The following is a 23382-nucleotide window of genomic DNA, read 5'->3' as shown; positions in this document are numbered from 1 at the left end:
TTTTTCTATGCCAACCCATTAAAATGCTTATTTTGGCATAATAATCTCTAAGAATAAAAATAAATTTTAATGTAGTTTTGTGACTATGAGAATGAATAAATTAAAACTTATCGTTTTACTGGGCTTTTTTGCATCTTACACTACCTCATGTTCCGTTCAGAACAATGTTGTAAAAACACCTTCCACAAAGAATCCGACAAAACCAACCAACAATACAAATCCTCCAAAAATAAATTCAACAGCTACAAAACCTACAACAGGAACAGCAGCTTCAACGGAAGAAAACTTCAGAACCAATCTTCCTGAAATCAAAAGAGAATTCCGAGGAGCATGGATTGCCAGTGTTGCCAATATCAACTGGCCTTCAAGAAATGATCTCACGGTGGAACAGCAGAAAGCAGAGGCAATCAGTATGCTTGATATGCTGAAAGACAATAATTTCAACGCCGCTATTTTCCAGATCAGACCTTCCGCAGATGCACTTTATACAAGTAATATCGAACCATGGTCTTACTTTCTGACCGGAGAAACAGGAAAGTCTCCATATCCAAACTATGATCCGCTTCAGTTCTGGATTGAAGAAGCTCATAAAAGAGGGCTGGAATTGCATGTCTGGTTAAATCCTTACCGTGCACACCATACGAATGGCGGAGCTGTTAATAACCTGTCGATGGCCAATAAGCTGTCTGATATTGTAGTAAGATTAAAGAACGGAATGTACTGGTTTGATCCGGCTAATCCGAAAACGCAAGGCCATGTGTCCAATGTGGTGAAAGATATTGTAAAAAGATATGATATTGATGCTGTGCATTTCGACGATTATTTCTATCCTTATGCTACCTATAATAAAGGTGCGGATTTTCCTGATAATGCAAGTTGGAGCGCCTATGTTAGCAGTGGAGGAACTTTATCCAGAGCAGACTGGAGAAGAGATAATGTGAATAAATTTGTAGAACGTATCTATAAAGAAATTCACGCAGAAAAAAATAATGTAAGATTTGGAATCAGCCCGTTTGGAATTTGGAAACCCGGATATCCTGCAGGAATTGTAGGGTCTTCTCAGTATGACGAACTGTATGCAGATGCTAAACTTTGGTTAAATAAAGGTTGGGTAGATTATTTCTCACCACAGTTGTACTGGCCTGTAGATTCCAAAGGTCAAAGCTTTGAAGCCTTGTTAAGCTGGTGGCAATCTGAAAATACAATGAACCGCCACCTTTGGCCAGGGTTGAATACTGTTGAGATTAAAGTATCAGACCGTCCTGCCGAAATCAAAAATCAGATCGCTATTTCCAGAAATATCCTTAAAAATGATGCCGGAGAAATTCATTGGAGCATTGCCGGATTGACCAGAAACCCCAATATGCTTCCTGCTTTGAAAACCGGGCCATATAATGAAAAAGCGTTAGTTCCGAAATCTCCATGGATCAAAACAGTTCCATTGCAAACTCCTACTTTGTTTATTGCTGATAATGGAAGCTTTGCTCAGACAAGCTGGAGCACAAAAAATGTCGCTGATGTATTTTTATGGGTACTTTTCACTCAATATAACGGTGTATGGCAAACAGAAATTTTAACGCTGGATACCCTTTCAAAAGAAATTCCTAAATCTAAAGACGGAAAAAAATTGAATGCAGTCGCAATCAAAGCCATCGACAGATTAGGGAATGAAAGTGATTATACAGCTCGAAAAATTAAATAGTTGGATTAAAAATCTGCTCCCAATATGTCATTGTGAACCTTTAAGTGAAGCAATCTCAATAATAAATGTAAAAACCAGTTCTCTAGAGCTGGTTTTTATTTTAGAATAACTATAAATTATTAATTTAAATCATTGATAATCAATATTGTTTATGGGTTGTAGATGTGTTTTTAAGTATAATAAGAACTTTATCGGAACTGTTTTTGCATGATTAATTCCATAATCACCAAAATATAACATTATGAATACTAAAAGACTTTCCACCAACATGGAAAAAGCACTTAGTGACCAGATGAACAAGGAAATTCATGCTTCACACGTTTTTTTATCGTATGGAATCTGGGCTGATGACAAAGGTTATCAGGGGATTGCAAACTTCCTTTACCGCCATGCTCAGGAAGAGAGAAATCATTCCATAAAATTCATGGAATACATCTTAAACAGAGGTGGAAAACCAAAAGTAGATGCTATTCCTGCTCCTCCTGCAGATCCGGACAGTCTTACCGCTTGCTTTGATGGTGTATTTAAACATGAAGTTGACAATACCACCGCTATTTACAGAATTGTAGACCTTTCTATGGAGGAAAAAGATTGGGCTACCTGGAATTTTATGCAATGGTTTGTACAGGAACAGATTGAAGAAGAAACATTAGCTCAGAATTTAATTGATAAACTGAAAATCGCAGGCGGCGACAGAGCTACTGACGAATCTTTATTTACTTTAGATAAAACTTTACAGGAAGCACCTAATGATGTTCCGCTGGCTCAGAATGCCACAGGAGACAATCCATAAAACACCTGGTGAACCTAAGCCTTTTAAATCTGTCAGAATACTGACAGATTTTTTTATTATGAAACTCTCTTAAAAATCACTATCTTTGCACACTCGTAATTCAAGGTTCTGAGATCAATGTTTAAAGTTGAAGATACCTTGAGTTGCCCTAAACCTTAAACTTTGAATTTTACAATATGAAATGTGGAATCGTAGGCTTACCGAATGTAGGTAAATCAACTCTTTTTAACTGTCTGAGCAATGCAAAAGCTCAATCAGCAAACTATCCTTTCTGTACTATTGAACCGAACCTTGGGACGGTTTCTGTACCAGATCAGAGATTGTTTGAACTGGAGAAAATCGTAAAACCTGAGAGAGTTTTACCCGCTGTAGTTGAAATTGTTGATATTGCGGGTCTTGTAAAAGGTGCCAGCAAAGGAGAAGGATTGGGGAACCAGTTCTTGGCTAATATCCGTGAGTGTGAAGCGATTATTCATGTTTTAAGATGTTTTGATAATGGAAATATCGTTCACGTAGAAGGTTCAGTAGATCCATTAAGAGATAAAGAAATTATTGATATAGAACTTCAGCTGAAAGACCTTGAAACCGTAGGAAAAGCAGTTGAAAAAGCTAAAAAATTCATCAAATCAGGGAAGAAAGAAGATATTCTTACTTACGAAACCCTTCAGAATTTACAGAAATTTCTTGAAGACGGTAAGAATGCAAGAGAATTTGCGACTGATGACTTTACAAAATCAATCATCGGAGAAGTTCAATTGTTGACAAATAAACCGGTCCTTTACGTTTGTAATGTAGATGAAAACTCTATCAAAAACGGAAATGAGTGGATTGCTAAGATTGAAGAAATGGCTAAAGGCGAAGGTGCTGAAGTAGTAGTACTGGCAGCACAGATCGAAGCTGATATCAATGAACTTGAAACGTTCGAAGAAAGAGAAATTTTCCTTGATGAACTTGGTCTTACAGAGCCGGGAGTTAACCGTTTGATCAGAAAAGCATATGATCTTTTGAAACTTCAGACGTATTTTACAGCTGGGGTAAAAGAAGTAAGAGCTTGGACTATCGGACAGGGCTGGACAGCTCCACAAGCTGCAGGAGTAATCCATACAGACTTTGAAAAAGGATTTATCCGTGCAGAAGTAATCAAGTATAACGATTACATTACTTACGGTTCTGAAGTAAAGATAAAAGAAGCCGGAAAACTTTCTGTAGAAGGTAAAGAATATATCGTACAGGATGGTGACATCATGCACTTTAGATTCAACGTATAAGAAAAGTATTAAAGTTAGTTATATTAAAAAAGCGCTTCCATGTATTTGGGAGCGTTTTTTGCTTTAAATTAATAATGTTGGCTGTCTGTTTATATTTTGATGTTTGGAACAGGTACTAAAAATTACTGCTCCCTGAAGTTAGAGAGCAGCATTTTTATTTTTAAAGTGGGATACCTATATCAAACCGGCATTTTGGCTCTATACAGGATAGAGAGAAGACAACACAATTATTAGTTATATCTGTGCATCTTAATTCTGCCTGGCCACTTCTACACTCTGGTTCATAACATGATGGATGGATTTGTGCGCATACTCTGCCGTTTGCTCCACCTGTACTACATATCATGACACCTCCTTTAATGGTTTTCAACTGTTTTTTATTCAGTTTTTTACCATTATTTAAATATTGATTTTTCATTCGTTAAAGTTTTTATGGTTTAGTTTTTTTTGACTTATTACAATTCAATACCTGGCTGGCACTGTAATTCTGCGCAGGCAAAAGAAAATTTCTTACAGGTAAGGTCTGGAAGAAGACACATTTCTTTTCCTCCGGTTATTACTCTTAATTGTCTTTTGTTCAATTTTTTTCCGTGAGTTAAATCTTGATTTTTCATACTGTTTAATTTTTGTTTTTGTAATGAATGCTATCTTTAGGGTTGTGGTCTGCAGATTTTTTGGGCACAGCCAACAGAAATCTTGGTGCAGTTTCTGACATCGTCAGGAGGATAGGTTTCACATGGGAATTCTGTGCATGGTCTTGGCTCCATGCAATCCAGCATACCTCCCTGAATCATTTTTAATTGTTTTTTTTCAAGCTTTTTACCTTTACTTAATTCAATCTTTTTCATAGTTTTTTTGTTTATAAAATGGCCCTTTAATTATAATTGTGGTCTGCACTCTTTCTGTGCACATTTTGGAGAAATGATTGTGCATCCATAGGGATCAGAAGAAGGCTCACAAGGGGTAGGGCAAAGAACTGGTTCCATGCAGTTGATAAGACCTCCTTTAATAGTTCTTAATTCTTTTTTGTTTAATTTTTTTCCGATTTGACTGATTTGATTTCTCATTGATTTGATTTTTAATAGGTTAGTTTTGACTAAAGTAATAAAAATAAATGAGTTATATCACTGTGTATAGAAAAAATAAATATTTTTTTAATGTTGTTTTGGATATTGATGGTTAATATTAAGTTGGATTAATAAATTCGTTGAAGTTTTAAACTGACATATTGAGTGGATGGTTTTGAAATTTAAAAATAAGTTTAGAGTTCAGATAGGGCATCCAAAATCAATTCAAAGTAGGTTATTTCATAACTTTGTATATTTGAATTTTACAAATCATTTGTAATGGAAAAAATAGCACACACTTCACTGGAAGATTTTTATAAAGAGATGGCAGCCAAGCTGGGAAAAGATCTCGAAAGTATTTTTCCAAAAGGATTGCATAAAGACATCGGTCACTTTAATGTTTTTGATATTGCCCAAACGATAGAAAGAGCAAAGGCCACTTCCGAAATGCCTTATAACAGAAGGAAATACTATAAAATCAGCTTTATAAAAGGAAGAAATAGAGCAGAATATGCAGACAAAGTAATTTCAATACAACAGAATGCCTTATTGTTTGCAACTCCTAAAGTTTCGTATCACTGGGTTCCTGAAGATCCGGATCAGTCCGGAAGTTTCTGTGTATTTACGGAAGACTTCTTCATTAAGGATAAATCTTACTACAATCTTGAAGATCTTCCTATCTTTCAGCCGGGAGGAGTGCCTGTCTTTGAAATTGATAATGAACTAGCAGAAGAGATTGAAAGCCTCTTTAAAAAAATTAAAAAAGAAATAGATTCAGATTATGTATTTAAATATGATCTGATCAGAAACTATGTTCTGGAGCTGATTCATTATGGACAGAAATTACAGCCTGCATCCAAAATATCGGCTTCAAATGATGCATCCATGCGAGTAGTTTCTTTATTTATAGAGCTGCTGGAGAGACAGTTTCCTATTGAATCATGGGAACAGAGACTTCAACTGAAGACCGCAAAAGATTATGCAGACCGGTTGGCTGTTCATGTCAATTACTTAAACAAAAGATTAAAAGAAAGCACCGGAAAGACAACCACAGAATTTATTTCGGACCGGATTATTCAGGAAGCTAAAATACTCTTAAAACAAACGAAATGGAATGTTTCAGAAATATCATATGCGCTGGGATTTGAGGAGATTGCCCATTTTTCCAATTTCTTTAAAAGGAAAACAACATTTACCCCATTGGAATTTCGTTCCTGATTTGAATTTTGCAAATTTCAGATTGATTCAAGCAAACACTTCAGTCTGAAAATATCCCAACTTTGTACCATCAAAATAATCAAAATACAATGAACACAAAAACAAATATTGCACTGGTAACCGGAGGAAGCCGTGGATTAGGGAAAAACTCAGCACTTAAAATTGCTCAAAAAGGATTAGATGTTATTATTACCTACAGAAGTAACAAAGAAGAGGCTGATGCTGTTGTTAATGAAATCAAATCAATGGGAAGAAATGCTGTAGCATTTCAGCTTGATACAAAAGATATTAAAAGCTTTGATGCTTTTGTAAAAAACGTAACAGATCATTTGCAGCAAAATACAGGAAGTACTCATATTGATTACCTGATCAATAATGCAGGAACAGCCTTATATTCCCCGATTACAGAAGTAACGGAAGAACAATTGGACGATGTGGTAGATATTCACTTTAAAGGGGTATTTTTCCTGACTCAAAAATTATTGCCGTTTATCAATGATGGAGGAGGTATTATTAATGTCTCTTCAGGGTTGGCGAGATTTGCAACACCGGGATCTTCTATTTATGGATCAATTAAAGCAGGTGTAGAAATGCTGACGAAATACATGGCTAAAGAGCTGGGTTCGAGAAAAATCAAAGCCAATGTTGTAGCTCCGGGAGCTATTGAAACAGATTTTGGTGGCGGAAGAGTAAGAGACAATGAAGAGATTAATGCCATGGTGGCAGGTGCTACAGCGCTGGGAAGAGTAGGTCTTCCGGATGACATTGGTGGAGTGGTTGCCTTCCTGTGTACAGAAGATGCAAGATGGATCAATGGACAAAGAATAGAAGTTTCAGGAGGAATGTTTCTATAGAACTTTAAAAGGCCAAAAAGAGAAATTTTTAATTTCCTTTTTGGCCTTTTTCACTATCTTTAACCTAGAGATCAGTCAATATGGTTAAAGAATTTCTTGATCAATATCCATACATTTTGTTGGGACTTGAGGCCCTTTATCTTCTCGGGGTTATTTTCCTGGCAGCTAAGATCATTATGGATACCAGAAATACAAGCAAAACACTGGCTTACCTTCTCCTTATTATTTTTCTTCCGGTGGTAGGAATCATCATTTATTTTGTTTTTGGAGTCAATTTCAGAAAGAATAAATTTTATACCTTCAAAATAGAACGCAATGAGCAGATATATCAAAAAGTACAGCAATATATTGAAGAAACCCATCATAAAACACTGATTGCTCATCAGGAAGAATTACAGAATTTTTTGCTCACTGTTAATTTTCTTTACAATGCCGGTAATGCACCTGTTTCTCAGGGAAATCATACGGAAATCCTGATCAATGGTGAGGCTAAATTTGAAAAGGTTTTTGAAGTACTTGAAAAGGCAGCCCATCATATCCATCTGGAATATTATATTTATGATAATGACGACGTCGGAAACAGGCTTGCTGATCTGTTGATGAGGAAAGCAAAGCAAGGTGTTAAAATACGTTTTCTTTATGATGATCTGGGAAGTGGAAAATTAGGCCGGAAGTTTTTAAGAAAGTTACAGGAAGCAGGAGTGGAAGTATCTCCGGTCAACAAAATTACTTTCAGGCTTCTTGCGAACAGAGTAAATTACAGAGATCACAGGAAGATCATCATTGTAGATGGGACTGAGGTTTTTACAGGTGGCATCAATGTTTCGGATAAATACATCAATCCTAATCCAAAACAGTACTGGAGAGACGTTCATCTTTATATTAAAGGAGAAGCCGCTTTTTATTTTCAGTTTTTGTTTTTCAGCAACTGGGTTTTTGCTACTGAAAAATTTCCCGAAATCTCAACTTCGTATTTCGATTATAAAAAAGCAGAAGCAGGAAGTTCTCTTGTTCAGGTTGCTGCAAGTGGTCCTGATACCAGACCTTCCATTATGTTGAGCACCAGTTCGGCAATTCTTTCTGCCCAAAAAAAAGTATATATTGTAACGCCTTATTTTATCCCTGTTGAAACGGTATTGAACGCTATAAAGCAGGCTGGTCTTTCCGGACTTGATGTAAGGCTTATGGTACCAAAATCAGGAGACTCTGTGGTGGTGAATGCCGCAGCCTATTCCTATTATGATGAACTTCTGGAGAACAAAGTGAGAGTATTCTTTTACAAAAAAGGGTTTATTCATGCCAAAACAATGATTGTTGATGACCATTTCTCATCTGTAGGAACCGCGAATATGGATGTCAGAAGTCAGGAACTTAATTTTGAGGTGAATACATTAATCTTTGATGCTGAAATTAATCAGAAGCTTAAAAACCTTTTTATTGAGGATATGAATGATTGTGAAGAAATCTTCCTTGATACCTGGAAAAAAAGGTCAAAATTCAAAGTTTTTTTTGAACATCTGGCCAGACTGCTTTCTCCGCTAATTTAAAATTCACCTGTGAATAGAAAAAAAAACTCCGGAAACATTTCCGGAGTTTTATGCATAATCTCTTTACCTCTTTGTTTTAATCAGAAAGTATTAAATCTTTGATAAATTCTCAAGAGCCTTTTCCAGGGTTTCCTGCTTCTTGGCAAAGCACAACCTGATCACATTCTCATTCAGCTTGTTTTTATAAAATGAAGAGAAAGGAACGCTGGCCACCTTATGATTGATGGTAAGTTCTGAAGCAAAATCAAAATCATTTTTATCCGAAATCTTATCATATTTCACCGCCTGAAAATAAGTCCCTTCACAATCCAGAAGCTCGAACGATGTACCTGTAAGACCTTTTCTCAGAAAGTCTCTTTTTTCCTGGAAAAACTGATTCAGATAAGTATAATGTTCATCGTTTTTCATGTATTCTGCCAGAGCCAGCTGAATAGGAGTGTTTACACAAAACACATTGAATTGATGTACTTTTCTGAATTCTTCCGTTAGGCTTTCAGGTGCTGCACAATAGCCTACTTTCCATCCGGTAACATGGAAAAGCTTACCAAAAGAGGCCACTAGAAGACTTCTTTCTTTCAATTCAGGGTATTTACAGATGCTTAAATGCTGTTTTCCATCAAAAATAATATTTTCATACACTTCATCACTCAAAATAAGAATAGAAGTTCCTTTTACCAGCGTAATAAGTTCTTGGATATCATTTTCTTTCAGAATTTTTCCTGAAGGATTGTTAGGATTATTAAGAATGATCATCCTGGTCTTTTCACTGATAAGATTGTTTACTTCCGCCCAGTTGATTTCATAATCGGGAGCTTTCATTTCAAATCGTTTGACAATACCTCCGAAAAGTTCTACCGTAGGTTCATAACAATCATACGCCGGTTCAAAAATAATTACTTCGTCATCCTTTTTAATAAATGATGCAATAGCCGTGAAAATTGCCTGAGTACCACCCGCAGTAACTGTTATTTCAGAGTCCGGATGGTAAACTGCCTGATGGCTGTTTTCAATTTTTCGTGCAATTTCTTCCTTTAAGCTAATCATTCCGCCAAGAGGTGCATACTGGTTGAAGCCTTTTTTAATAAAATGATCTACATGATTTAATAATTCTGAATCTGGCATAAAATCAGGAAAACCCTGAGACAGATTGATGGCTTCATTTTCATTGGCAAGCTGAGTCATCTGGCTGAAAATAGTGGTTCCTACATTGGAAAGTTTTGATAAAGGAAGTTGTATCATAAAAACAGTTTTGTGGACCGAATTTAATGAAATAATTAAAACAGTTTGAAGTTAAGGAGATAAAAATTAGCAAACAGTAGGTTTAATGAAGTTTTTAGAAAAATTTTAAGATCAAATAGTAAGTTCCAGATTATAGAAATGGTTTAAACAATTGTTTGAATTTTCCTTTTAAACCAATGAAAAGATACTTACATTTGTTAGACCAACAACCATAAAAACAATGACAATGAAGATTAAGAAGACAGGGTTTCCTGAAAGGTCTATTTTGTTTCAAGGGAAAAAAGATTTCGATTATATGGATAGCTTTCAGGGAGAACTTGCCAATGACGGTCGAAATATTGATATCTCGGAAATAGGAAAAACTTTCTTTACAAGCGGACCAAAATGGGGAAAGAAAATGTTTGCTTTCAGAAATAAAATAATGGGATTATTCGGGTTGAAAACCGGATATGAAGCAGAAAAACAACAAACCGAGAAGGATTTTCAATGCGAAATAGGAGAGCGTATAGGACTTTTTAAGGTGTTTGATAAAACCAATAACGAAATTGTTCTGGGAGAAGATGATAAGCATCTGGATTTCAGAGTTTCTCTTTTCGTAGACAAGAATAAAAAAGAGATCAATAAAAACTCCCTTACCATATCAACGACGGTAAAATTTCATAACTGGCTGGGAGTTCTCTATTTTTTACCCGTTCGGCCTTTCCATAGACTGATTGTACCAGCAATGCTGAAAAATATGATTGGGCAGCTGGAAAAGAAGAAATTGTATACAATGTAAAATTGATATAAAATGACCATCCTCATAAAAGGATGGTCATTATTTTAAAAGGAATAAATTTAATAGGAACTTAATAGTAAATCAATCTGTGCATTGCTTACTCCAGCGGGCCTGTTCGCCTTAAGCTGAACACTTAGACTGCTTAATCCATAACAATATTTTAGGAAATTATTTTCAATATTTGCTAAGGTATAGCCGGTAACCTGATCATTGACCGTTCCCATAGGTTGAGGGCTAAATGACTGTCCCAATTCATTGAAATTATCAACTAAATTAATGAATAAGCTGGTGTAGTCAGAACTTGTATTCAAACTCCAGAACTGATATCCGAAACGATTAGGAAATACAGGAGGATTAGATGGATTATAATTTGGCGTTCCATAATTTGCAATGCCTCTTTCTCTATATTCTATTCCTGTTACAAACCATTCTACAGCACATGGCCAGCTTTCCTGCAACATAGAATTAACCTGTGAATACTGAACTAAACCGGTGTTCATCTTGATCACATGAGATGTATGGGCCAGTTCATGTACAGTGGTTGAAAAATAATCATCAGACTGATATTCCGTTGTTGATCCGGGCTGAAACCTTGCTATTTTTAGGTAAGGAAAAAGAACATAATTGATTCCCTGCCAATTTTTAGCGGTATTTTTAGCTATGATGTGTGAACGGTTTCCACCAGGTCTGACAGGCCTTTGCAGGCCTCCTATATCTTTATAAAAATAGCGATAAGCTGCTCTGAACATGTGGCCCTGCATATTTTCATAGCCAGGCATAATGTCATGACTCCAATGATTACTTTTGATATTATTTCGGACTACATTGGACGGGCTGATCATGTTATCCTTTATTACAAAATGCTTTCTATCCATATGCAGTTTAAAATCTACATTTCTGTTGTTGGGAAAAGGGGTGCCGCTCAATCCGTACTGGCCATTTGCATTGGTGATACCTTCTCTTGTTCTCAAACCTCTTTTAGCGGTAACTTTGGCGCCTTCAAAAGGGATCAGTGTATTTAATCTTGTATCGAAAATTCGGATGGTACCATATATTGGAGCGCCTCCTCCTCCTCCTCCGGGATTTGGGTTTGGATTGGGATACCATTGCCCAGGTTCTCCTATGTTATCCCAGGGCTTATAGTCGCTGGGCTCCCAAGGTGTGAAACCGGATATATTTTCTGCCCTATGGACCAGGCTATAGACGAATTTATAATTCATATTACCAGTGCCTAAGAGCTCAAGATCCTCTTCGGGAAGATACACCTCCTGAAGAATCTCATAGCTAATCCCGGCAGGTAAGGCTGTCTCATTCCTCACCGTTGCATATTGCGGTGTAGGCTGATCGGCGGGAACATCAGGATCATGATAGAATTTACCGACTATCAATACTTCTTTATCAAGTGGATAATCATAAAGAATAAGATCGGATTGCTGTAGTGTTTCCAGTTCATCTTCCGTTGCCGGATTGAATTTAATGTATTTGTGTGTAGAGCGAATATTTACAGCAGTCAATGATCTGTTGCCTTCTGCTTTTGGCTCAGCCAGCAATGATTTGTAGGCAGCCATCATGTTTTCAATCGTGTACGGAATAGGAAGCTGTTCTCCTAATACGGTAGGTTCTCCCTCTTCAGCATATTTTGTTTCATCTTCTGAAGTGAGATCCCTGTTCATGAGTTGGGAATTGGAAGCTTCAGTTTCGTACTGTTCTATCACATCAGAGCAGGATGCGGATAAAAGAGAAACCAAAGCCATGTAGAGTACTATTTTTTTCATGGGTTAATTTTTTCAGTTTTTACATTATTTTCTGGTCCGGAATAAGATTGCCGGAAACTTTTTCTTTTAAAAACCACATTCCAATCGGCAGACTGGAATGTATTTTTAAAATCATTATTATTTAGGTTCAATCCATGGAAGTCCATTCCATGGCATGGTATAAATAAAAGGAAGTCCTCCAATGGGTTGTTGCGGGTTAGATGCAATGGGAGGCTGAGGTTGAGGGATTGTTCCGGGGTTGCTTGGGGTAACAAATGCTGTTCCTCCAGCAATGGGTCTCATTTGATTTCTCTTGAGTACTTTTCTAGTGATTTTCATGATAATTTTTTTTTGTTTAACATGACGAAAATAGAGAAGAGTCTTAACAAAAAACAGCTCCAACTAATAAGTGCGGAGGTTGAATAAGTAAGTGCGAAAGAAAATATTTTATTCGGGTTTTCCTATGGTGGAAAGGAAGTCATTCTTCTTGCGGTAAGAGACATCCAGAACGGATCCGTCACTCATTACTACCTGTCCGCCTCTGCCTTTAATATATTCCTGAAGATGATTAATGTTAATAAGATGCTTATGATGTATCCTGAAAAAATGATGTTCCATCAGAATGGGTTCAAACTCATGAAGCGTTCTGGATACCATTATTTTTGATTTATCGGCAAGATAAAAAAGGGTATAGCTTGAATCTGCTTCACAGCGGATGATATTGGATATTTCTACCAACTTAAATCCCTGAAGGGTAGAAAGAACAATTTTGTTATCTTTAAGAAGAGTATGATTGGGAGTCTGTATTTTTTTGATATTGTCCAGGGCTTTATTGACAGCAATCATAAAATCCATTTTTTTTATAGGCTTTAAAAGATAATCTGTAGCTCCATTTTTAATCGCCTGAATAGCGAAATTTTCGTAAGCTGTGATGAAAATGATCTGGGAATGAACTTCATTCAGCTTTGAGAGTAAATCGAAAGTGGTTCCATCACCTAACTGAACATCCAGAAACAGAATGTCGGGAGAGTTTTTGATAAGGTAAATATAAGCTTCTTCCACGGAGGAAGCCTGGAATTCTATGTTGATTTCAGGAAATTCATTTTCCATAAGTAATGCAATATAATCTCTGCCATCTTGCTCATCATCAACAATGCATGCCTGTATTTTATTTCTCATAAGGTTTTATATAAAGTTTTATTTGCGTTCCCTGTCTGTTGCTTTCCGGAAACGCATTGATTTCTAAAAAAATATTGGTATCAAAAAGCTGTTTGAAAGTCTCAATCCTTTTATGAGAAAGTTTTACCCCGAAGGAGTTGTCTTTTTTCAAAGCTTCCTGGTTGGAAATTCCTATACCATTATCTTCAATGGTAATACATAAAGAAACATTCGTATAATCAAAGCTGATAAGAATTTCTCCTTTCCTGTCTTTTAATCCTGAAATGCCATGCTTTATCGCATTTTCCACAAAGGGCTGTATCAGTAAAGAAGGAATCTTCCAGTTTTGATCTACCTGTTCAGAAATGATGATTTTATACTCAAAAAGATCTTTTACACGAAGCTTTTCCATATCAAGATACAGCGTGAGATATTCCACTTCATCTTTAATAGACATAAAGGTTTTTTCTGAATAATAAAGCGTTTTTCGGATCATCTTGGCGAAAATATCCAGGTAGTTTTCTGTTTCACGGTAATCTTTTTTATACAATAAAAATTGGATGGAATTCAGACAGTTGTAAATAAAATGAGGGTTGATCTGAGCTTTAATGGCCTGAAGTTCAAGTTCGGCAATCTTCTTTTCATATTCCATTTTTTCCATTTTCTTATTTCTTTTTTTATGCAGGTAAGAAAAGACAATCATCAATAGAGTTCCGATGGTGATGATGGCCAATATCAGCCTGAACCACCATGTCTGCCAGAACAGAGGTTTTATATAAAAAGCGAGATCGGAAGAGGCGTAGGATTGTTTTCCGTTATATCCTAAACCGTAAACCCGGAAGGTGTATTTACCTGGCGGAATAGAGTTGAAGATGACTTTAGAAGAATTATTGATCTGCCATGAGTTATTAAGACCTTCCAACTTATATTTATAGCTTATTTTTCCCAATGAGGTGTAATCCAGAAAGCTGAGATTGAAAATAACGGTATTGTGGGGATAAGCAGTCAGGCTTTTTTGCAGGTCATAATGCTCATTATTTTCAATAGATACTGAATTAATGACGACCTTTTTATGAATGAATTTTTCCTGAGTCAGTAGTTTTTTGATGGAAAATATTCCAAGTCCTTTAGAAGTTCCAATGAAGATGGTGTCATTTTTTATCACACAACCTGCCACTGCATCAGAGGGAAGTCCGTCTGTCTGGGTGAAGTTATTGATATGTTGATTCTTTGCTGTCAGTTCAACTCTGGATATCCCTGAATTGGTGCTTGCCCAGAATGTATTTTTATTTTCTACTTCTATTTTTTTTACCTGGTCATTGATTAATCCATCATTCTTTCCGATTTTTCTTATAATTCCTTGAGTATTAAAAAGAATAATCCCGTGGAGGTTAGTTGCTCCCAAATAAGTATAATCATCTAATTTTTTAATATCTGTAAAATAGTATCCCTTTAAAAATAAAGTTTTTTTCCGGTTTCTGATATTGTATTTGTACAGATCACTGAAGCTGCCGATAAACAGATTCTCTTTATCGTAGGGAAAAACGGTGTATACCCGCTCCTGAAAAAGGGTGGTTGTTTTTTTAGTCTTTAAACTGTAGGTCAATAAGCCGCCAGATGTACAGAAAAATAAGGAATCCTGTGTGTAAGAGACAATGTTCTTTAAGGAACAATATATCTTTTTAGAAGTATTATTGACCATATCATGAACAATAACTTTACCTGATAAACCGAAAATGGAAATATTGCCTTTTAAATATACCGAGATGTTTTCATCTTTATCACCTTTATCCAGGATAATATTTTGTATTTTATTGTTTTTACTGATAAGCGCACCGGCAGATTGATTGTAGCCGAGAAGAATATTTCCGTTATCTTTTGTAATGGCTTTTATATACTCAGAATTACTTTTTACAGGCAAATTGATATGATTGGCAAAAAGGGATTTTGATATGAAAAATACACCATTATTCCGTGAATTGAACCATACGTTATCATCTTTGTCTACAAGAACATTATTGATCACATAACGGTCCAGTATTTTGATGGGAGTACCAAGGTTTATCTTTTTTTCAGTCAGTGATTCGTTGAAATATAAAACGCCTCCATTACTTATATTCAGCCATAGTTTATTGTTTTTATCAATAAGTCCGTAGAAAACATTCTCTTGTGTGCCACAATCATAAGATAGGATCTTTTTTATGCCTGAGGGTGCAGAGAGTTGATACACTTCAATTGTATTTTTATTTAAGAATACAAAAAGATCATCTTTCTCACAGATCATACTTCCGGTTTCTGCCTTCAAATATTGCTTTTTTCCGGTGAGGATATTGTAGACAAGTATATTTCCCTGATGAGAATCATGCAAATAGAGATTGTAAGTATGCGGCTCAAACCTGAGCGTTGCAAAATATCTTTTCCCGTAATCTAATGGGATGGAGATCTTTTTAACTTTTCCGATTTCATAGATGAAAATATTCTGAGGGTTTAAATTTCCATAAAAATAAAGTCGGTTTCCATTACGGGTAACTTTCGGAATAGAGCTTGAAAACTGATTTTTTACATAGTCATTAATGTTCAGATTGATAACACGGCCGTTTTTTAAATAAGCAAAATCATTCAGGAAGGGAAGAATGAATACCTCGCCGTTGGGCAAAGGCTCACAGGATATAATATCAATATTCTTTAAACCTTCTTTCTTACCGTATTGTTTAAATTCTTTTCCGTCAAATCTGAATAAGCCGTTATCGCTGCCTATCCAGATGAAACCATTTTTATCTTGTCTCAGATGATAGGTATAGGAGCAGTTTAATCCTTCCTCATCGCTATAGTTCACCATCCCGGGGATCTGTGAAGAAAATAATGAGGGAAAGAATAAAATTGCAGATAATGTGAGGAAAGTAAATAAATTTTTCACATGATAATGATAATTTCGTAAATATATAATTTGATTAAGAATAATACAATGTTTGTAGTAGAATATTGAAAAAAAACAAGAGGAAAAAATTCGGATAATTTTGGACAATTTTGTACTTTTGTATGTTTGCTGAAATCATATATGTCACAAGAAATAAATCCAACCTACTCCGAAGATAATATCAGAACCCTCGATTGGCAGGAACACATCCGTTTGCGCCCCGGTATGTACATCGGGAAGCTCGGTGATGGTTCTTCCGCTGATGACGGTATTTATATCCTGTTAAAAGAAATCCTTGATAACTCTATTGATGAGTTCAGGATGAGATCAGGGAAAAGAATTGAAATAAAGCTGGACGATGGTAAAGTTACCATCCGTGACTTTGGACGTGGAATTCCACTAGGGAAAGTGGTAGACGCTGTCTCAAAAATGAATACCGGTGGTAAGTACGACAGTAAAGCGTTTAAAAAATCTGTAGGTTTGAATGGTGTCGGTACCAAAGCGGTAAATGCCCTTTCAGATTACTTCAGAGTTCGTTCTTTCCGTGACGGAAAAATGAAAGTTGCTGAATTCTCCCGCGGGATGATCACAGAAAACTTTGATGAGAAAGAAACATCAGACAGAAACGGTACTGAAATTTCTTTTATTCCTGATGGAGAAATCTTCCTGCATTTCAAATACAGGAAAGAGTATATCGAAAGAATGCTCCGTAACTATGCGTACCTGAATCCGGGACTTAAAATTCTTTTCAACGGAGAAACCTATTATTCTGAAAATGGTCTTAAAGACCTGTTGGAAGAAGAACTGGAGAGTGAGATTCTTTATCCGATTGTTCATTTGAAGGATGAAGATATTGAACTTGCCATTACCCATTCTGATAAATCACAGACTGAAACCTATTTCTCATTCGTGAACGGACAGAATACAACGCAGGGAGGAACACACCTTAATGCATTCCGTGAAGCATATGTAAAAACGATTCGTGAGTTTTTCAATAAAAGCTTTGATGCCTCTGATATCAGAAAATCTATCATTGCTGCAATCTCCATCAATGTAGAAGAACCGGTTTTCGAATCCCAGACCAAAACAAAATTAGGATCTAATGATATGGGGCCAAACGGACCTACCGTAAGAACATTCATTATTGATTTCCTGAAGAGTAAACTGGACAATTTCCTGCACAAAAATCCGGAAATAGCTGAAGCAATTCAGAGAAAAATATTAATTTCCGAGAGAGAAAGAAAAGAACTTTCAGGAATTCAGAAACTGGCAAGAGAAAGAGCTAAAAAAGTATCTCTTCACAATAAAAAACTTCGTGACTGCAGACAGCATTATAACGATCAGAAAGCCGAAAGAAAAGGAGAGAGCCAGATCTTCATTACCGAGGGAGATTCTGCATCCGGATCTATCACAAAATCCAGAGATGTAGAAACTCAGGCCGTATTTTCACTGAAGGGTAAACCACTGAACTGTTATGGTCTTACCAAGAAAGTAGTATATGAAAATGAAGAATTTAATCTTCTTCAGGCCGCATTAAATATTGAAGAAAGTCTGGAAGATCTGAGATACAATCAGGTAATTATTGCTACTGATGCCGATGTGGATGGGATGCACATCCGTTTGCTGATGATTACTTTCTTCCTGCAGTTCTTCCCGGATCTGATTAAAAACGGACACCTTTATATCCTTCAGACTCCGTTATTCAGAGTAAGAAATAAAAAGGAAACAAGATATTGCTATACAGAAGCAGAAAGAATAAAAGCATTAAACGAATTGGGGAAAAACCCTGAAATCACCCGATTTAAAGGATTGGGAGAAATTTCTCCGGACGAATTTAAGCACTTCATTGGTAAAGATATCCGTTTAGAACCTGTAGTAGTAGGAAAAGACCAGACGATTGATCAACTTCTGGAATTCTACATGGGGAAAAATACACCGGACAGACAAACCTTCATCCTGGAAAACCTTGTGGTAGAGGATGATACTGATATTGATAAAAAAGAAATACTGAATGAAGTAGAAAATTAAAAAAAAACTTATAACTTAAAAACTGGTTGTAAGAGCCATTGCAGACTGAAAAAAAGCACAATTTTGGATGAAGTAGGAAATTATAATACTTACACAGCCAAAAAAATAAAATGAGACTAAGTAACCGTAATAAAGCATCAATTTATAACTCTTTGAGTACACTGCTTTTGATGATTGCAGTGTTTGGGATAACTGTATTTGCAGCTAATGAATACAGATTTCATGCGATGGGTAAAGAAAGTTATTTATTAATTATTGTTCCTGTTTTGCTGCTGATTATCTTTTATATCAGCGGAAGACAGATTTTTGAATATGACAGTGACGGAGAAGCTTTGAATTTTAAAAACAGGAATGTTATTCCCTTTTTAAACAAGCCTCTTCATGACGAATTTCCAAAATACAAACTGATAAAATATGATGTGGTCAGTATTCTCTTTTTCAAAAGATTATACATTACCGTTTCCAGTAAGAATAATGGTTCTACCATACTCAAATACCAGATCTCTTATTTGAGTAACAAAGAAGTAAACGATTTAAAACTCTCTCTGAACAAAGTAGTGAAAGCTAATAAAGAGAAAAAAGATAAAATAGATGACGACAGAAGAATATTCGCATGAGGGTGAAAGCTTAAAAAAAGTTTCCGGGCTGTACAAAGACTGGTTTCTTGATTATGCTTCCTATGTAATTCTGGATAGAGCTATCCCTTCAATATATGACGGTTTAAAACCCGTTCAACGAAGAATTATGCACTCCATGCGGGAGCTGGAAGACGGCCGTTACAATAAAGTGGCCAACATCGTGGGAAATACCATGAAATATCACCCACACGGTGATGCTTCCATTACAGATGCCATGGTACAGATTGGACAGAAAGAACTGTTAATAGATACTCAGGGAAACTGGGGTAATATTTATACAGGTGACTCTGCAGCTGCCGCGAGATATATTGAAGCAAGACTGACTCCTTTTGCCCTGGAAGTAGTCTTTAATCCTAAAACTACAGATTGGACAAAGTCTTATGACGGAAGAAACAATGAACCTATTGATTTACCGGTAAAATTCCCCTTGCTTCTTGCACAGGGAGTAGAAGGTATTGGAGTAGGACTTTCCACAAAAATACTTCCTCATAACTTTAATGAACTTATTAACGCATCCGTAGCCTATTTAAAAGGTAAGAAATTTGAACTGTATCCGGACTTTTTAACAGCCGGTTATCTTGACGTTTCCGAATATAACGATGGTCACAGAGGAGGAAAAGTAAGAGCAAGAGCCAAAATTACCCAGACGGATAAGCATACATTAGTCATTTCTGAACTTCCTTACTCCAAAACAACAACGGATCTTATTGACTCTATTCTAAAAGCCAATGAGAAAGGTAAGATCAAAATCAAAAAGATTGAGGACAATACTTCAGATAAAGTAGAAATCCTGATTCATATTCATAATGATGTTTCTCCGGATAAGACTATTGATGCGCTGTATGCATTTACAGACTGTCAGGTGACAATCTCTCCGAATGCCTGTGTGATTGTAGGAGATAAACCAATGTTTTTGACGGTATCTGATATTCTGAAAACAAATACAGATCATACCGTATCCTTACTGAAGAAAGAATTGGAAATAGAACTTCATGAACTTCAGGAAAGCTGGCATTTTTCTTCATTGGAAAGAATTTTCATTGAGAACAGGATTTACCACGATATTGAAGAAGTGAAAACCTGGGAAGAGGTAATAAAAACTATTGATGCAGGATTAAAACCTCATACGAAACATCTTTTAAGAGCTGTTACAGAAGAAGATATTTTAAAACTTACAGAAATCAGAATCAAGAGAATTTCAAGATTCGATTTAGATAAATTTAAAGAAAATATAGCCTCACTTGAAGGTAAAATAGAACAGGTGAAATACCATCTTGCTAACCTGATTGCTTATGCTATCGATTACTATTTAAATATTCAGAAAAAATACGGTAAAGACAAACAAAGAAAGACTGAACTTAGAATCTTTGATACTATTGACGCTACAAAAGTAGCTGTAGCCAATGAAAAATTCTATGCGAATTTCGAAGAAGGCTTCATTGGAACATCTCTGAAAAAAGATCAGTATTTGTTCGACTGTTCTGACATTGATGATATCATCACATTCAGAAAAGACGGAAGCATGAAGGTCGTAAAAGTGGAAGCGAAAACTTTCATTGGTAAAGATATTCTTCACGTTGCCATTTGGAAGAAAAACGACAAGAGAACCGTCTATAATATGATCTATCGTGAAGGAAGGGAAGGTCCGTATTATATGAAACGATTCTCTGTAACCGGAGTTACCCGAAATACAGATTATCCTTTAGCTTCAGATAAAAAAGGCTCGGAAACACTCTATTTCTCAGCCAACCCTAATGGGGAAGCAGAAACTGTAACAGTTCTTTTAAAACCAAATCCTAGAATCAGGAAGAACAAAATGGAGATCAATTTCTCCGATCTTGCCATTAAAGGACGTGATTCCAAAGGAAACCTTGTGACTAAGTATGCTGTAAAGAAAGTAGATATGAAGGAAGAAGGAGTTTCTACTCTCGCTCCTAGAAAAATCTGGTTTGATGATACGGTAAGAAGGCTGAATGCAGATGTAAGAGGTACACTACTGGGAAGCTTCAAAGGAGATGACAAAATCCTGACCATCAATACAAATGGTGAAGTAAAACTGGTGTCTTTTGATTTGGGTAACCGTTTTGATGATGAATATCTGGTGTTGGAAAAATGGAGACCTGCACAGCCAATCACCTGTATCTATTACGAAGGAGAAAAAGATATTTATTTCATTAAGAGATTCTTACTGGAAAATACAGTGAATGTGCAGACTTTTATGCCTTCTGAACACCCGAAATCATTCATCGAAAATGTAATTGTTGCTAACGACGTTACTGCAGAAATCATTTTTGCTAAAGATAAAGGGAAAGAACGTGATCCGGAAACCATCAATATTGATGAATTCATAGCGGTAAAAGGTATAAAAGCCATTGGAAACCAGTTTACGAAATTCAAAGTAAAAGCCATCAATATTACCATTCCTGAACCTGTGGAAGAAGAACCTGAAGTATACGAAGATCCTGAACCAACAGGAGATATGGATGAAGATGGAGGAATGATTGGAGATCTGTTCCAGGATGACGGGAATAATGAAAATGAATAGACAAAACTAAAGATGTCTGTTCAGATATAAAATAAAAAGAACACAATGGATATAGTTGTTATCATTATCATTGCAGCTACATGTATTTTTAGTTACATGGGGTTCAATAATACAGCATTATTTGAAAAATATAAATTCAATGTCGGAGCAATTGCGAATCGTAAAGAGTATGTAAGACTTATCAGTTCGGCATTTTTGCATGCAGACTTTATGCACTTATTTTTTAATATGCTTTCCCTGTATTTTTTCCAGGGAGTAGTTATTAGTTTCTTTGGAGAAATAGGATTTCTGATTCTTTATTTTGGATCTATGATTCTTGGAAACTTATTTAGTCTACAGATTTATAAAAATCAGCCTTGGTACTCTGCAATTGGAGCATCAGGAGCGGTTTCAGGAATTATTTTTGCATCCATAGCCATGGCTCCAAATGAGATCAGCGTCAATTTCTTACCGGGATGGTTATTTGGAACCCTGTATTTCGGATACTCAGTGTATATGATGCTGAATCCTAAGCAGTGGGATAATCTGGGGCATGCAGCTCACCTTGGAGGAGCATTTTTCGGGTTGGTTTACTCTATTGTAATGCATCCGCAGCTGGCCATGAGCAATATTCTTTTCCTGGGAATCATGTCACTTCCACTCATTTATTTAGGATATGAAATTTTTGTAAGGAAGCGAATAGGATAAAAGACTATTTTTAATCAAAATATCAAAACCAATGAACACATCAGAGTTAAACAGTTTCATCGTGATACTTATCTATGGTTCATTGGTTTTGCTTTCTCTGCTAAAGCTGGCCAATCCTTTACAAGTAAATCATAAAGCCAATTTCTGGTTCGGAATATTTCTCTTTCTGTGGTCTACCTTTTGGCTGGATGAGGTGCTGTTTTTGATCACCGGTTCAGTTGTGGAGTTTCATTCCCTGTTTTGGGTAAGGTTTATTCAGTTTTTTACTCCCATCGTTTTTTACTTTAGTGTATTGTTTTATACCAATCCTTCCTTTACTTTTAAACTTACAGCGGTTAAGTTTTTAATCCTTCCGGCAGCTTTTCTGATTTGTCTTGTATTGATCAAATTGGGATATGCAAAACCATTTGAATATCTCAGTATTATTCTGATCCTTATTCAGGCGCTCTTCTATACGGCACTTTCCTATATTACCATCCGAAAACATCAGAAAAAGATCCAGCAGTTTTCTTCCAATACCGAAGGAATCAATCTGAACTGGCTGGAATATATTATTCTGGTGCTTCTTATAGTGAATATCATTTACGTGATTTATAATCTGTTCTATGATCCAAAATCACTGAATTTCTTTATCAATACGGTCTTTTTATCTGTTATTTACTGTGTTGGATATTATTCTCTGAAACAGAAGGAAATTTATCCTTTAGAAGAAAAACAAAGACAGGAATTGATCTCTATAGATGAAGATTCCGATCAGGAAGAAGTTAAAAGAAAACTTATTTCTGATGAAGAATTACTGAAGATAAAAACCTCACTGGAAGGGATTATGGAAGTTCAAAAACCTTATCTTGACAGCGAACTTAACCTGATCAGACTGGCTGAAATGCTGTCTGTTTCTACCCATCATCTTTCTTATGTGATTAATACAGGCTTTGGAAAAAATTTCTTCCAATATGTGAATGAATACAGAGTAGACTACGCCAAAAAACTTCTGAAAGAACCCAACAGTAAATTATCCATTCTCGGGATTGCTTACGAATCCGGGTTCAATTCTAAAACTTCTTTTAATACAACCTTTAAAAAAGTGACCGGACAAACTCCTTCTGAGTTCAAAAAATAAGTTCCGGTTTATAAACTTTTACTTTTTATTAATTTAAATAATTGATTTTAAGCACACTACGTGTTTTAA

Annotated in this window: 21 protein-coding genes; 12 read left to right on the top strand and 9 right to left on the bottom strand. The window is 35.9% G+C overall.

Annotation, left to right across the window (positions count from 1 at the left end):
* Positions 1–85: 85 nt before the first annotated feature.
* The 3 genes from REB14_RS01715 (at position 86) to ychF (ending at position 3763) form a co-directional block, all read left to right on the top strand.
* Complete coding sequence (locus REB14_RS01715) at positions 86–1702, top strand: glycoside hydrolase family 10-like protein (RefSeq protein WP_425248758.1); 1617 nt, start codon at positions 86–88, stop codon at positions 1700–1702.
* 241 nt (positions 1703–1943) lie between these two features.
* The gene (locus REB14_RS01710) at positions 1944–2495 is read left to right on the top strand and encodes a ferritin (RefSeq protein WP_079241978.1); all 552 of its coding nucleotides are present in this window, start codon (positions 1944–1946) and stop codon (positions 2493–2495) included.
* A 176-nt stretch (positions 2496–2671) separates the two neighbouring features.
* Positions 2672–3763 carry a redox-regulated ATPase YchF gene (gene ychF, locus REB14_RS01705; RefSeq protein ID WP_034696517.1) on the top strand — a complete coding sequence of 364 codons (1092 nt, stop codon included), beginning with the start codon at positions 2672–2674 and terminating at the stop codon, positions 3761–3763.
* A gap of 160 nt (positions 3764–3923) precedes the next feature.
* Here the strand turns inward: ychF and REB14_RS01700 are convergent, their stop codons facing one another.
* From REB14_RS01700 to REB14_RS01685, 4 genes are read right to left on the bottom strand one after another with little or no spacing between them, the layout of a single operon-like run.
* Positions 3924–4181 carry a hypothetical protein gene (locus REB14_RS01700; RefSeq protein WP_145953244.1) on the bottom strand — a complete coding sequence of 86 codons (258 nt, stop codon included), beginning with the start codon at positions 4179–4181 and terminating at the stop codon, positions 3924–3926.
* Between the two features lie 37 nt (positions 4182–4218).
* Complete coding sequence (locus REB14_RS01695) at positions 4219–4377, bottom strand: hypothetical protein (protein WP_167595391.1); 159 nt, start codon at positions 4375–4377, stop codon at positions 4219–4221.
* Positions 4378–4413: 36 nt separating this feature from the next.
* Positions 4414–4611, bottom strand: coding sequence for a hypothetical protein (locus tag REB14_RS01690; protein ID WP_079241977.1), 198 nt, complete (start codon positions 4609–4611; stop codon positions 4414–4416).
* Between the two features lie 30 nt (positions 4612–4641).
* Positions 4642–4830: a hypothetical protein gene (locus REB14_RS01685; RefSeq protein WP_062675156.1), complete on the bottom strand. Its 189-nt coding sequence runs from the start codon at positions 4828–4830 to the stop codon at positions 4642–4644.
* 279 nt (positions 4831–5109) lie between these two features.
* Between REB14_RS01685 and REB14_RS01680 the strand changes: the two genes are divergently transcribed.
* The 3 genes from REB14_RS01680 (at position 5110) to cls (ending at position 8449) form a co-directional block, all read left to right on the top strand.
* On the top strand, positions 5110–6048 hold the full coding sequence (locus tag REB14_RS01680) for a helix-turn-helix domain-containing protein (RefSeq protein WP_309521316.1): 939 nt from the start codon (positions 5110–5112) through the stop codon (positions 6046–6048).
* Positions 6049–6137: 89 nt separating this feature from the next.
* Positions 6138–6902, top strand: a complete 765-nt coding sequence (locus tag REB14_RS01675; RefSeq protein WP_079241975.1) for an SDR family NAD(P)-dependent oxidoreductase — start codon at positions 6138–6140, stop codon at positions 6900–6902.
* An 80-nt stretch (positions 6903–6982) separates the two neighbouring features.
* Complete coding sequence (cls, locus tag REB14_RS01670; RefSeq protein ID WP_309521315.1) at positions 6983–8449, top strand: cardiolipin synthase; 1467 nt, start codon at positions 6983–6985, stop codon at positions 8447–8449.
* A 90-nt stretch (positions 8450–8539) separates the two neighbouring features.
* Here cls and REB14_RS01665 read toward each other — a convergent pair whose 3' ends face one another.
* A complete protein-coding gene (locus REB14_RS01665; protein ID WP_079241973.1) occupies positions 8540–9688 on the bottom strand; it encodes a methionine aminotransferase in 1149 nt (382 codons plus the stop codon).
* 226 nt (positions 9689–9914) lie between these two features.
* On the opposite strand from REB14_RS01665, the gene REB14_RS01660 reads away from it, so the two are divergent.
* Entirely contained in the window at positions 9915–10466 is a 552-nt protein-coding gene (locus REB14_RS01660) for a DUF2867 domain-containing protein (protein ID WP_079243940.1), read from the top strand.
* Between the two features lie 59 nt (positions 10467–10525).
* On the opposite strand, the gene REB14_RS01655 is transcribed toward REB14_RS01660, so the two are convergent.
* The 4 genes from REB14_RS01655 to REB14_RS01640 form a co-directional block, all read right to left on the bottom strand.
* A complete protein-coding gene (locus REB14_RS01655; protein ID WP_309521314.1) occupies positions 10526–12241 on the bottom strand; it encodes a hypothetical protein in 1716 nt (571 codons plus the stop codon).
* 117 nt (positions 12242–12358) lie between these two features.
* On the bottom strand, positions 12359–12559 hold the full coding sequence (locus REB14_RS01650; RefSeq protein WP_309521313.1) for a hypothetical protein: 201 nt from the start codon (positions 12557–12559) through the stop codon (positions 12359–12361).
* A gap of 108 nt (positions 12560–12667) precedes the next feature.
* Positions 12668–13399, bottom strand: a complete 732-nt coding sequence (locus REB14_RS01645) for a LytR/AlgR family response regulator transcription factor (protein WP_079241970.1) — start codon at positions 13397–13399, stop codon at positions 12668–12670.
* Positions 13389–16217: a sensor histidine kinase gene (locus tag REB14_RS01640; protein ID WP_309521312.1), complete on the bottom strand. Its 2829-nt coding sequence runs from the start codon at positions 16215–16217 to the stop codon at positions 13389–13391. Before REB14_RS01640 ends, REB14_RS01645 begins: the two co-directional genes overlap by 11 nt.
* A 219-nt stretch (positions 16218–16436) precedes the next feature.
* Here REB14_RS01640 and REB14_RS01635 point away from each other — a divergent pair, with 219 nt between their 5' ends.
* From REB14_RS01635 to REB14_RS01615, 5 genes are all read left to right on the top strand, one after another.
* Positions 16437–18323 carry a DNA topoisomerase IV subunit B gene (locus tag REB14_RS01635; RefSeq protein ID WP_079241968.1) on the top strand — a complete coding sequence of 629 codons (1887 nt, stop codon included), beginning with the start codon at positions 16437–16439 and terminating at the stop codon, positions 18321–18323.
* 110 nt (positions 18324–18433) lie between these two features.
* Complete coding sequence (locus REB14_RS01630; RefSeq protein WP_238594258.1) at positions 18434–18940, top strand: hypothetical protein; 507 nt, start codon at positions 18434–18436, stop codon at positions 18938–18940.
* Positions 18915–21506, top strand: coding sequence for a DNA gyrase/topoisomerase IV subunit A (locus tag REB14_RS01625; RefSeq protein ID WP_309521311.1), 2592 nt, complete (start codon positions 18915–18917; stop codon positions 21504–21506). The genes REB14_RS01630 and REB14_RS01625 overlap by 26 nt, the downstream gene beginning before the upstream one ends.
* A gap of 45 nt (positions 21507–21551) precedes the next feature.
* Positions 21552–22193: a rhomboid family intramembrane serine protease gene (locus REB14_RS01620; RefSeq protein ID WP_034696498.1), complete on the top strand. Its 642-nt coding sequence runs from the start codon at positions 21552–21554 to the stop codon at positions 22191–22193.
* A gap of 31 nt (positions 22194–22224) precedes the next feature.
* Positions 22225–23313, top strand: a complete 1089-nt coding sequence (locus REB14_RS01615) for a helix-turn-helix domain-containing protein (protein WP_309521310.1) — start codon at positions 22225–22227, stop codon at positions 23311–23313.
* Positions 23314–23382: the final 69 nt, after the last annotated feature.

It is taken from the genome of Chryseobacterium metallicongregator (assembly GCF_031324065.1).
Classification (GTDB): domain Bacteria; phylum Bacteroidota; class Bacteroidia; order Flavobacteriales; family Weeksellaceae; genus Chryseobacterium; species Chryseobacterium metallicongregator.
The sequence above is the reverse complement of the archived record's forward strand: the minus strand, read 5'-3'. Positions and strand labels throughout refer to the sequence as shown.

Coding starts and splice junctions, on each gene's coding strand:
- cls (WP_309521315.1), top strand. CDS start 6,983: ATGGTTAAAGAATTTCTTGATCAATATCCATACATTTTGTTGGGACTT.
- REB14_RS01625 (WP_309521311.1), top strand. CDS start 18,915: ATGACGACAGAAGAATATTCGCATGAGGGTGAAAGCTTAAAAAAAGTT.
- REB14_RS01615 (WP_309521310.1), top strand. CDS start 22,225: ATGAACACATCAGAGTTAAACAGTTTCATCGTGATACTTATCTATGGT.
- REB14_RS01665 (WP_079241973.1), bottom strand. CDS start 9,688: ATGATACAACTTCCTTTATCAAAACTTTCCAATGTAGGAACCACTATT.
- REB14_RS01695 (WP_167595391.1), bottom strand. CDS start 4,377: ATGAAAAATCAAGATTTAACTCACGGAAAAAAATTGAACAAAAGACAA.
- REB14_RS01620 (WP_034696498.1), top strand. CDS start 21,552: ATGGATATAGTTGTTATCATTATCATTGCAGCTACATGTATTTTTAGT.
- REB14_RS01715 (WP_425248758.1), top strand. CDS start 86: ATGAGAATGAATAAATTAAAACTTATCGTTTTACTGGGCTTTTTTGCA.
- REB14_RS01645 (WP_079241970.1), bottom strand. CDS start 13,399: ATGAGAAATAAAATACAGGCATGCATTGTTGATGATGAGCAAGATGGC.
- REB14_RS01685 (WP_062675156.1), bottom strand. CDS start 4,830: ATGAGAAATCAAATCAGTCAAATCGGAAAAAAATTAAACAAAAAAGAA.
- REB14_RS01680 (WP_309521316.1), top strand. CDS start 5,110: ATGGAAAAAATAGCACACACTTCACTGGAAGATTTTTATAAAGAGATG.
- REB14_RS01635 (WP_079241968.1), top strand. CDS start 16,437: ATGTCACAAGAAATAAATCCAACCTACTCCGAAGATAATATCAGAACC.
- REB14_RS01690 (WP_079241977.1), bottom strand. CDS start 4,611: ATGAAAAAGATTGAATTAAGTAAAGGTAAAAAGCTTGAAAAAAAACAA.
- REB14_RS01700 (WP_145953244.1), bottom strand. CDS start 4,181: ATGAAAAATCAATATTTAAATAATGGTAAAAAACTGAATAAAAAACAG.
- REB14_RS01655 (WP_309521314.1), bottom strand. CDS start 12,241: ATGAAAAAAATAGTACTCTACATGGCTTTGGTTTCTCTTTTATCCGCA.
- REB14_RS01640 (WP_309521312.1), bottom strand. CDS start 16,217: ATGGTGAACTATAGCGATGAGGAAGGATTAAACTGCTCCTATACCTAT.
- REB14_RS01710 (WP_079241978.1), top strand. CDS start 1,944: ATGAATACTAAAAGACTTTCCACCAACATGGAAAAAGCACTTAGTGAC.
- ychF (WP_034696517.1), top strand. CDS start 2,672: ATGAAATGTGGAATCGTAGGCTTACCGAATGTAGGTAAATCAACTCTT.
- REB14_RS01630 (WP_238594258.1), top strand. CDS start 18,434: ATGAGACTAAGTAACCGTAATAAAGCATCAATTTATAACTCTTTGAGT.
- REB14_RS01675 (WP_079241975.1), top strand. CDS start 6,138: ATGAACACAAAAACAAATATTGCACTGGTAACCGGAGGAAGCCGTGGA.
- REB14_RS01660 (WP_079243940.1), top strand. CDS start 9,915: ATGAAGATTAAGAAGACAGGGTTTCCTGAAAGGTCTATTTTGTTTCAA.
- REB14_RS01650 (WP_309521313.1), bottom strand. CDS start 12,559: ATGAAAATCACTAGAAAAGTACTCAAGAGAAATCAAATGAGACCCATT.